Annotated in this window: 10 protein-coding genes and 1 pseudogene; 8 read left to right on the forward strand and 3 right to left on the reverse strand. The window is 60.8% G+C overall.

The genetic code is table 11. The features are described from left to right. Positions 1–110: 110 nt before the first annotated feature. From ACIOMR_RS30365 to ACIOMR_RS30375, 3 genes are all read right to left on the reverse strand, one after another. Positions 111–1,052 (reverse strand): IS110 family transposase, encoded by a 942-nt coding sequence (locus tag ACIOMR_RS30365; RefSeq protein ID WP_401198088.1) that lies wholly within the window; start codon positions 1,050–1,052, stop codon positions 111–113. 310 nt (positions 1,053–1,362) lie between these two features. Continuing rightward, positions 1,363–2,667, reverse strand: coding sequence for an ATP-binding protein (locus ACIOMR_RS30370; RefSeq protein ID WP_003212508.1), 1,305 nt, complete (start codon positions 2,665–2,667; stop codon positions 1,363–1,365). After that, complete coding sequence (locus tag ACIOMR_RS30375; protein WP_003212510.1) at positions 2,664–3,404, reverse strand: response regulator; 741 nt, start codon at positions 3,402–3,404, stop codon at positions 2,664–2,666. Before ACIOMR_RS30375 ends, ACIOMR_RS30370 begins: the two co-directional genes overlap by 4 nt. Before the next feature lie 216 nt (positions 3,405–3,620). Here ACIOMR_RS30375 and ACIOMR_RS30380 point away from each other — a divergent pair, with 216 nt between their 5' ends. The 8 genes and pseudogenes from ACIOMR_RS30380 to ACIOMR_RS30415 all read left to right on the forward strand — a co-directional run bounded on the left by ACIOMR_RS30380 (position 3,621) and on the right by ACIOMR_RS30415 (position 9,167). After that, positions 3,621–3,863: a DUF2790 domain-containing protein gene (locus ACIOMR_RS30380; protein ID WP_401198092.1), complete on the forward strand. Its 243-nt coding sequence runs from the start codon at positions 3,621–3,623 to the stop codon at positions 3,861–3,863. 11 nt (positions 3,864–3,874) lie between these two features. Beyond that, complete coding sequence (locus ACIOMR_RS30385; RefSeq protein ID WP_087695230.1) at positions 3,875–4,054, forward strand: hypothetical protein; 180 nt, start codon at positions 3,875–3,877, stop codon at positions 4,052–4,054. Between the two features lie 77 nt (positions 4,055–4,131). Continuing rightward, positions 4,132–4,650: pseudogene (locus tag ACIOMR_RS30390) on the forward strand (thioredoxin family protein); the annotation flags it as partial. 86 nt (positions 4,651–4,736) lie between these two features. Then, on the forward strand, positions 4,737–5,774 hold the full coding sequence (locus ACIOMR_RS30395; protein ID WP_401198095.1) for an isopenicillin N synthase family dioxygenase: 1,038 nt from the start codon (positions 4,737–4,739) through the stop codon (positions 5,772–5,774). Between the two features lie 14 nt (positions 5,775–5,788). Then, positions 5,789–6,583, forward strand: a complete 795-nt coding sequence (locus ACIOMR_RS30400) for a MetQ/NlpA family ABC transporter substrate-binding protein (protein ID WP_003212522.1) — start codon at positions 5,789–5,791, stop codon at positions 6,581–6,583. After that, positions 6,580–7,326: a methionine ABC transporter ATP-binding protein gene (locus ACIOMR_RS30405; protein ID WP_003212524.1), complete on the forward strand. Its 747-nt coding sequence runs from the start codon at positions 6,580–6,582 to the stop codon at positions 7,324–7,326. The genes ACIOMR_RS30400 and ACIOMR_RS30405 overlap by 4 nt, the downstream gene beginning before the upstream one ends. After that, positions 7,323–7,988: a methionine ABC transporter permease gene (locus ACIOMR_RS30410; RefSeq protein WP_003212526.1), complete on the forward strand. Its 666-nt coding sequence runs from the start codon at positions 7,323–7,325 to the stop codon at positions 7,986–7,988. The genes ACIOMR_RS30405 and ACIOMR_RS30410 overlap by 4 nt, the downstream gene beginning before the upstream one ends. A gap of 99 nt (positions 7,989–8,087) precedes the next feature. Further along, complete coding sequence (locus tag ACIOMR_RS30415; protein WP_003212528.1) at positions 8,088–9,167, forward strand: sigma-54-dependent Fis family transcriptional regulator; 1,080 nt, start codon at positions 8,088–8,090, stop codon at positions 9,165–9,167. The last annotated feature ends 198 nt before the right edge of the window (positions 9,168–9,365 follow it).

Genomic DNA, 9,365 nt, shown 5'->3' on the forward strand with positions numbered 1-9,365 from the left:
CTTTGGAGCGTGGGTAACCCGGCAGGACGCCGGGTTAGCCGTCCTGGGCCAGGGATGGCCCATGACGGCGGCCCACGGTCCAAAGCCGGAGTGAGCAACCGTGTCGAAATTCAAGCCACTTCTGCGAAATGTTTTTGATCGCGGACCATGGCATTCAGGATCGTCAGCAGCTTTCTCATGCATGCAACCAGCGCTACTTTCTTCGTCTTCCCCGCTGCAAGCAGATGGTTGTAGAACCTCTCGATCACAGGGTTGTGACGCTTCGAGGACAAGACAGCCATGTAAAGCACACTTCTCACCTCAGCTCGACCGCCCCATATCCGTCTACGGCCTTTGTACTGGCCGCTATCGCAGTTAAAAGGAGCCACACCAACCAATGCAGCCACTTGTTTACGATTCACTTTGCCTAGCTCAGGAACCATCGACAGCAGCGAAAGTGCGAGCACGTTGCCAACACCTGAGACCTCGCGCAGCAAATCATAATTGGCCTTCCAGGCCGGCGATGCTTTGATCGCTTCGTGCAAGTCATCGTCTGTGCTTTTAAGGCGCTTTTGAAGCCAGACGATATGTGCCTTGATATCCCGTCGAAGTGCCTTGAATACCGCCTGTTTCAGTCGAGACTCTTCCGCCACGATCATATCGATAAGCTGGCGGCGTCTAGTCAATAGATCTGCCAATTCACGAGCGTGTTCATCTGGCATCTCCCTAATTTCGGGTTTGACCGCCTGAGCAAACTCCGCAATCACCTGGGCATCCAGAGCGTCGGTTTTAGCCAGCCGACCGGTCGCCTTGGCGAAATCACGGACCTGACGGGGGTTGACGACAACGACTGGTAATCCAGCGGCGCAAAGCTCGGCAGCGGCAAGCCGCTCATATCCTCCAGTAGCTTCCAGCACCACTAAAACAGGCGTCTGAGCCTTGAGATGCTTAGCTAAACGCTGGATATCTTCTGGAGTATTGAAAAACTGCTCGACTTGGCCAGTAGTGCTGACGAATGAGTCGAGCTTGTTTTTGGAAACATCAATTCCGACGAACGCAGAGTCATTGTTCATGGCGTTTTCCTCACGTCCAACCTTGCAGAATCGGGCTTTGCGCCCAGGCAACCGTTCGGACTAGTTTAGAAAAGAACCTGCTTCGACCCCTGCTCACTCACGATCTCGAAATCTGAGGGCACTACGGTCTGACGCAGGTGAAAATAATCTTACAAGGGCACTCCGAGCCTAAGCGAGGAGCCGAGTGGTGGGGCAAGAGCGTTTTGCTTACTTTTGACTGGGCCGGCATTCCGGCTGTTCAAAAGTGAGCCGCTGTAAGAGCGGAACCGATACAAGCCATCACCCAAATAATGGATATACACACCGCCCGTCACAGCTCCAGCCGAACCTGCGCACACAACCCCCCGCCGTCCCGGTTGCTCAACGTCAACTCCCCACCAATCGCCACCGCCAGTTGCTGGGCAATCGCCAACCCCAGCCCTGTACCACCAGTGCCACGATTACGCGAACTCTCCACCCGGTAAAACGGCTGCATCACCTGCACCAGTTCATCCTCGGCAATCCCCGGCCCCCGGTCCAGCACCTTGATCGAAAGCTCACCCGCCGCCGTCGACCCCACCTCCAACTGCGCCTCCCCGGCAAATTTCAGCGCGTTGTCCACCAGGTTCACCAGCACCCGGCGCAATGCATGGGGCCGCGTATCCAAAACCACCGCGCTTTTACCGGTCAAACTCACTTGCTTGTTCATGTCCTGGTAATCAAACACCAGGCTGTCGAGAAACGCATCCAGGTCGATCCGGCAACTGGCCTCGGTCGACCCATGCACACTGCGAGCGTAAGCCACGCCCTCGCGCACCAGATGCTCCATTTCCCCCAGGTCACTCCAGAGCTTTTCCCGGTCCACCGAGTCCTCCATGAACTCGGCACGCAATTTCATGCGGGTGATCGGCGTCTGCAAGTCATGGGAGATCGCCGCCAGAATCTGCATGCGCTCCTTGAGGTACTCGGCAATCCGTTTCTGCATTTCGTTGAACGCCGCCGCCGCATGCGCCACCTCGGTGGGGCCGGTTTCGTCCAGCGGCGTCGGGCGGGCATTCGGGTCGAGGGTTTCCACTGCCCGTGCCAGGCGTGTCAGCGGGCGGATGGCGATGCGCACGGCGATCCAGGTGCACACCAGCAACACCACCAGTTGCAGCACCAGTACCACCGGCAGCCAGAACGCAAACGGGATCGGCTTGGGATAGACATCAATCGTGACCGGGCTGCCATCGGCCAGGGTCAGGTGCGCCTGGAAGTGTTTTTGCAGGCCCGGGATGTCGCGGAACGTCAGCGGGTAGTGCTCGCCCAACGCATCGGAAATCGACGTCGCGGCCATGGGCACGTTGTCGCTGGCCATCGGCTCGCCGGGTTCGCCGGCATTCAGCAGGTAGCGGTAGGCGTTGCGGTCGAGCCGCGGCAGCCAGCTGGCACGCTCGGCGGCGGGCAGGCGGTCGAGGATCGCGATCGACGTCGATACGTCGTTTTCCAGGTTGCCCAGCATTACGCTGCGGGCACTCATGTAGCGCTCATAGAACTGCGCACTGAACGACAGGGCGTTGGCGCACAGCAGGCTGACGATGAAAATTACCGTCAGTTGCGCCGCGAGGGTGCGCGGCCAGCGGAACGTGAGGGTCATGCCGGGTCCCCAAGGATTTCCACGGCCAGGGAGAACACATAGCCTTCGCTGCGCACGGTCTTGATGTAGGCCGGTTCGCGGGCGTCGTCCAAAAGGCGCTGGCGCAGGCGGCTGACCAGCAGGTCGATGGAGCGGTCGAACAGGTCCGCGTCCCGGCCCTGTGTCAGGTTCAGCAACTGGTCACGGTTGAGCACCCGTTGCGGATGGTCGAGGAAGACGCGCAGCAAACGGTATTCGGCACCGCTCAAGGCCACCAGGGTGTTGTCTTCGTCCAGCAGATGGCGGGCGGTGGTGTCCAGGCGCCAGCGGCCAAAGCGGATCAGCCGGCCGCTTTCGGTCACCACCAGGTTCGGTGGCAGCATCCTTGTGCGCCGCAGCACGGCGTTGATGCGGGCCAGCAGTTCACGGGCGGCGAAGGGCTTGACCAGGTAATCGTCGGCGCCCATTTCCAGGCCGATGATGCGGTCGGTTTCATCGTTGCGCGCGGTGAGCATCAGGATCGGCGTGGCCTTGTGCTTGCCCACCCGCAGTTCGCGGCACAGCTGCAAGCCGTCGTCGCCGGGCATCATGATGTCCAGCACGATCAGGTCCACGGGCGTGGTGTCGAGGAAGCTGCGCATCTGCCGGCCGTCAGCCACCACGGTGGTGCGCAGGCCGTTCTTTTTCAGGTAGTTGCCCACCAGTTCGCGGATCTCCCGATCGTCATCGACAATCAGAATGTGATCGACGTGATCCATGCTGCCTTCCTCGTTGATTAGTCATTGATGCGCAGTCTAGCCACTGGCGGCGGGCTTGCCTTGTGCCCTTTGTATTGCAGTGTATCTGGCGGTGACGAGATACACATCGACGCAAAAAACCCGGCCTGGCCGACACAATCCGGATACCTCGCAAGGTTCAAATGAGCCCATCGAGGTAATCCGCCTCGGCCCACTTGAACCCCCGGGGAACCACCCATGACTATCAAAGCTGCCTATGCCAGTTGCCTGTTTGCCTTACTCACTGGCCTGAGTGTTGCCGCCGATGCCGAAACCACCGCCAGCCAGCCGGATATCCACCAGGTGCTGTCGATCTCCGAAGAGTCCGGTGGCGCGCTGTGCGGCATCGTCAACTCGCACCTGACCTACCTCGATTCCGAGGGCCAGCGCCACGTCCTCGACTACCGCAAATTTTCCAGCAATTGCCTTGAAGGCAGCTGAGGAGACCGGCCATGACCCCACTCAACAGCTTTCTCAGCGCCCTGGCGTTTTCCCTGGCGGGTGTGGCGGCGGATGTGAACGCCGCTACCGCGAAAAAACTCACCGGCAGTGAAACCTGCTTCCAGAACACGCCGCTGGCGCAAAACGGCGCGGCTCGCAAACGCGCTGAAACACCCCCGGCCACGAGGTGACACCCATGAACTTCATCCGATACCTGCGCCGCTCAAAAGGCCTGCTGCTGTTGACACTGGTGGTTGCCTTGGTCGGCGTGCCCAAGGCGGTGAACTACCTGATCAACAACGTCGATGCCGAAAGTTTCAGCCAGTCCGATGAGCGCATGCCGTCCCTCGACGGCGCGGTGGCCTGGCTCAACTCGCCGCCGCTGACGGCCGAGGGCCTGAAGGGCAAGGTGGTGCTGGTGGATTTCTGGACCTACGACTGCGTCAACTGCCAGCGCAGCCTGCCGTACGTCAATCAGTGGGCGAAGAAGTACGCCAGGGACGGGTTGGTGGTGATCGGTGTGCACACGCCGGAAAACGCCTATGAGAAAGTCCTGGATAACGTACGCAGCCAGGTCAAGAAGCTGGACATCCATTACCCGGTGGCCATCGACAACGACTACCGCATCTGGCGCGCCTTCGATAACCAGTACTGGCCGGCCCATTACTTCTTCGATGCCACCGGCAAAGTGCGCTACAGCCATTTCGGCGAGGGCCGCTACGACAATCAGGAGAAAGTCATCCAGGCCCTGCTGGAAGAAGCCAGGGCGGCGAACGCGCCAACCTAAGCTAATGCCAAAAAGGTATTTATTGCGGGGTTTTTAGATCGTTTAGCTTCACCACTCCACGTACCTGTTCATGGAGTGAGCACCCAATGTCGCACCCGCTGGCAATCAACACCTTGCCCCTGCTGGACCTGGCGCTGCTCGACGGCAGCCCGGCCCAGCGTGGGCAGTTTCTCGATGACCTGCGCCACGCTGCGCGGCATATCGGTTTTTTCTACCTCACCGGCCACGGCATCGACGCCGGGTTGCTCACCCAGGTGCAGCAGCAGGCGCGCCAGTTTTTCGCCTTGCCGGAGGCCGACAAGCTTGCTGTCGGCATGATCAACTCCCCGCACTTTCGCGGCTACAACCGCGCCGCGTCGGAGATCACCCGGGGGCAGCCGGACCTGCGTGAACAGTTCGACCTCGGCGCCGAGCGTGAGCCGCTGCAACAGGGCCCGGACTCACCGGCCTGGTCGCGCCTCCAAGGCCCCAACCAGTGGCCTGCCGCATTGCCCGAACTCAAGCCCTTGTTACTGGCCTGGCAGCAGGCGATGACGCAGATGTCCCTGCGCCTGTTGCGCGCCTTTGCCCAGGCCTTGTCGCTGCCGGAAAACGCTTTCGACCCGCTGTATGGCGACAAGCCCAACGAACACATCAAGCTGATCCGCTACCCCGGCCGCCACGCCCAGCAGAGTCGCCAGGGTGTCGGTGCCCACAAGGATTCCGGCTTTCTCAGCTTCCTCCTGCAAGACCAGCAGGCCGGCCTGCAAGTGGAAGTGGAGGAGGGCCGCTGGATCGACGCTTCGCCGCGCCCCGACACCCTGGTGGTGAACATCGGCGAGTTGCTGGAACTGGCCACCAACGGCTACCTGCGTGCCACGGTGCACCGGGTCGAATCGCCGCCCCTGGGCAGCGAGCGTTTGTCCCTGGCGTTTTTCCTCGGTGCACAACTCGACGCGGTGGTGCCGGTGTATCAGTTGCCGCCCGAGTTGCTGCGCGATGCCCACGGCCCCACCAGTGACCCGCGTAACCCGCTGCTGCGGGACGTCGGCTGGAACTACCTCAAGGGCCGCCTGCGTTCCCATCCGGATGTCGCCCAACGGTTTTACGCCGATGCCACGATTCCCCAAGCCCTGTCCGCCTGATAAGGAACATCACCATGCTCAAGAAAACAGCCCTGGCCCTGGCCGTCCTGATTGCCTCCTTCGACGCCCAGGCCGCCGAGGCCCTGCGTGTGGCGGCGGACCCGATTCCCCACGCGCAAATCCTCGAATACGTGCAGAAGCTCGACCCGCAGCTGCAGCTGAAAATCATCGAAATCCCCAACGGCGTGAACTCCAATGAACTGCTGGCCCACGGTGATGTGGACGCCAACTACTTCCAGCACTTGCCGTACCTGCACTCCCAGGAACAGGCTCTCGGCCAGAAATTCACAGTGGCGGCCACCGTGCATATCGAGCCGCTGGGTATCTACTCCCATCGCCACACCAGCTTTGCCCAGGTGCCGGATAAAGGCACCGTGGCCGTGCCCAACAACGTCACCAACCTGAGCCGTGCGCTGTACCTGCTGCAAGCCAACGGCCTGATCACGCTCAAGCCCGGTTTCAACGACCCGGCCAAGGACCAGGCAACGCCCAAGGACATTGCCGAGAACCCCAGGCACCTGAAGATCCTCGAGATCGAATCACCACAGATTCCTCGCGCCCTGGATGATGTCGACCTCGCCGTGATCAACGGCAACTACGCCCTTGAGGCCGGCCTGTCACCGGCCAAGGATGCCCTTGGGCTGGAAAAAGCCCAGGGCAATCCCTACGCGAATATCCTCGTGACCACCCCGAAATTGCAGGACGACCCACGGATCAAACAGCTGGCCAAGGACCTGAATTCGCCGGAGGTGGCCAAGTTCATCACCGAGAAATATGCAGGCTCGGTGATTCCGGTAGCTGTCGAATGATCGTCGTCGAGCAGGTCAGCAAAACCTACGCCGATGGCCAGCCGCCGGCGCTGGATAACGTGTCATTGCAGATTGCCGACGGTTCGATCTTCGGGATCGTGGGGCGGAGCGGGGCGGGCAAGAGTACTTTGCTGCGCTGCCTGAACCTGCTGGAGCGCCCGACTTCCGGGCGCATCCTCATGGACGGCCAGGACCTGACGCTGCTCAGTGACAAGCAACTGCGCCAGCAACGCCAGCGTATCGGCATGATCTTCCAGGGTTTCAACCTGCTGCATTCACGCAACGTCGCCGACAATGTGGCGGTGCCCCTGGAAATCGCCGGCCAGCCCAAGGCCGAGCGCGTTGCCCGGGTCAAGGAATTGCTGGAACTGGTCGGCCTGAGTGACAAGGCGCTGGCGTTTCCGTCGCAACTGTCCGGCGGCCAGAAGCAGCGCGTCGGCATCGCCCGGGCACTGGCGGCGCGCCCGGATTATTTGCTGTCGGACGAAGCCACCAGCGCCCTCGACCCGGAAACCACCGCGTCGATCCTGGAACTGCTGCGCAGTATCAATCGGCAACTGGGGGTGACCATCGTGTTGATCACCCACGAGCTGGATGTGGTCAAGGCTATCTGCGACAGCGCGGTGTCCCTGGCCAATGGGCGCGTGGTGGAAAGCGGCAGCCTGATTCAATTGCAGGCCGACCCCGCCTCAAGCCTGGGCCGCTCACTGGCCCCCAGCCTGCCAGCGGTGAGGGCGGTATGAAAACGGACTGGAACGACATCCTGCAACTGCTGCTCACGGCCACTGGCGAAACCCTGTACATGGTGCTGCTGGCGGCGGTCTTTACCTTGCTGATTGGCCTGCCCCTGGGGGTGCTGCTGTTTGTCAGTCGCCGCGGCGGGCTGTTCCCCTTGCCACGGGTGAACCGTGTGCTGGGTGCGGTGATCAACCTGGGCCGCTCATTGCCCTTTGTGGTGATGCTAATTGCCTTGATTCCACTGACCCGGTTGATCGTCGGCACCACCCTGGGCAGCACCGCCGCCGTGGTGCCGATCACCATTGGCGCCTTTCCGTTCTTTGCGCGGATTGTCGAGAACGCGCTGGACGAAGTGGACAAGGGGCGCATCGAAGCCATCGTTGCCATGGGTGGAGATATTCGGCATGTGATCTTCAAGGTGCTGCTGCCGGAGGCGCTCCCTGCGTTGCTTGCGGGGTTGACCCTGACCCTGGTGATGCTGATCGGCTTTTCGTCCATGGCCGGGGTGATTGGCGGTGGCGGCCTGGGCGACTTGGCGATTCGTTATGGGTACCAGCGTTTCAATAACCAGATCATGGTGGTGACGGTGATTGTGTTGGTGGTGCTGGTCCAGGGCGTGCAAAGCCTGGGGGATCGTTGCGTGAGGTCGCTGGCGCATCGTCGATAAACGGTTATGTACTAATGAATTTTTAATATTTCTAGTTATATGCGTGACTGAGTAAAGTTCCCTTACGTACCTTCACCTCGTCGCCGGGAAATACTCTTCATGAACCGTCCCCACGGGCATCCCACGCCGATCCTGACTTTGCCCCAGGGCGAAAAAGACCCGTTGTCGATTCGCGCCAAGGCGCTGGTTTTTGCCGACCCGCGTTCCCTGCAACTGCTCGAATATTTGCAACGTGTCGGCCCCAGTGAAGCGCCGGTGTTGATCAATGGCGAGACCGGCACCGGCAAGGAGCTGGTGGCGCGCTATATCCACAGCGCCAGCGGCCGCACCGGTGCGTTTGTGCCGGTGAACTGTGGGGCCATCAGCGAGAACCTTGCGGAAAGCGAATTTTTTGGGCATGAGGCCGGCTCGTTTTCCGGGGCCTCGGGGCGGCGGATCGGCTGGTTTGAAGAAGCCGATGGCGGCACCCTGTTCCTCGATGAGATCGGTGACTTGCCGCTGCCGTTGCAGGTGAAGCTGCTGCGGGTATTGCAGGAGCAGGAAGTGGTGCGAGTGGGGTCGCGCAAGCCGATCAAGATCAATATCCGGCTGGTGACGGCCACCAACATCGACCTGGAGCAGGCGGTGGAGGCGGGCAACTTTCGCCTTGACCTGTTCTATCGCATCAACGTCGCGCAGGTGCAGGTGTTGCCGTTGCGTGAGCGGCCGCTGGACATCCTGCCGTTGGTTGAGCATTTTCGGCGGCTCTACAGTGCCAGGCTGAAAATCGCTGAGCCGATGTTGTCGGAGTCGGCGACCCAGGCGTTGCTGGATTATCCGTGGCCGGGGAATATTCGTGAGCTGGAGAATGTGGTGCACCTGGCGCTTTTGGTGGCTGGGGACAGGCCGATCATGCCGTCGCACTTGAAGTTTTCTGCGGGGCTGAGTGCGATGCATGCCAGCGTTAACAGCGGGGCACCGAGGATTCCGCAGGAGGTGGTGCGGGAGCAGTTGTTGCGGTTGTTCGAGGTGCCGGGGGATTCGTTGTTGCACGATATCGAGGATTTGATCGTGCGGGAGGCGTTTGCGTTTTGTGGGTTTAATCAGTTGCGTACGGCGGAGTTGTTGGGGGTGACGCGCAATGCCATGCGGACGCTTTTGGTGAATCATGGGATGCTCAAGGGGCGGGTGAAACCCTGATTTTTTGATGATGTACATATCCGTTTCTTCGGTAACGGCTGCTTATGGTTTCGCTCTTACAGCGAGTCACTTTGCAAAAGCGGCAAAGTAACCAAAGTGCTCTGCCTCGCCTAGGCTCGGCGTTCCCTCACTCCGGCATTGCTCCGCGGGCCGCCGCGACGGGCCATCCATGGCCCGGCGCGGCTAAACCGGCGTCCT

Origin of the sequence: Pseudomonas sp. NPDC087814 (assembly GCF_044742865.1) — a bacterium.
GTDB lineage: Bacteria > Pseudomonadota > Gammaproteobacteria > Pseudomonadales > Pseudomonadaceae > Aquipseudomonas.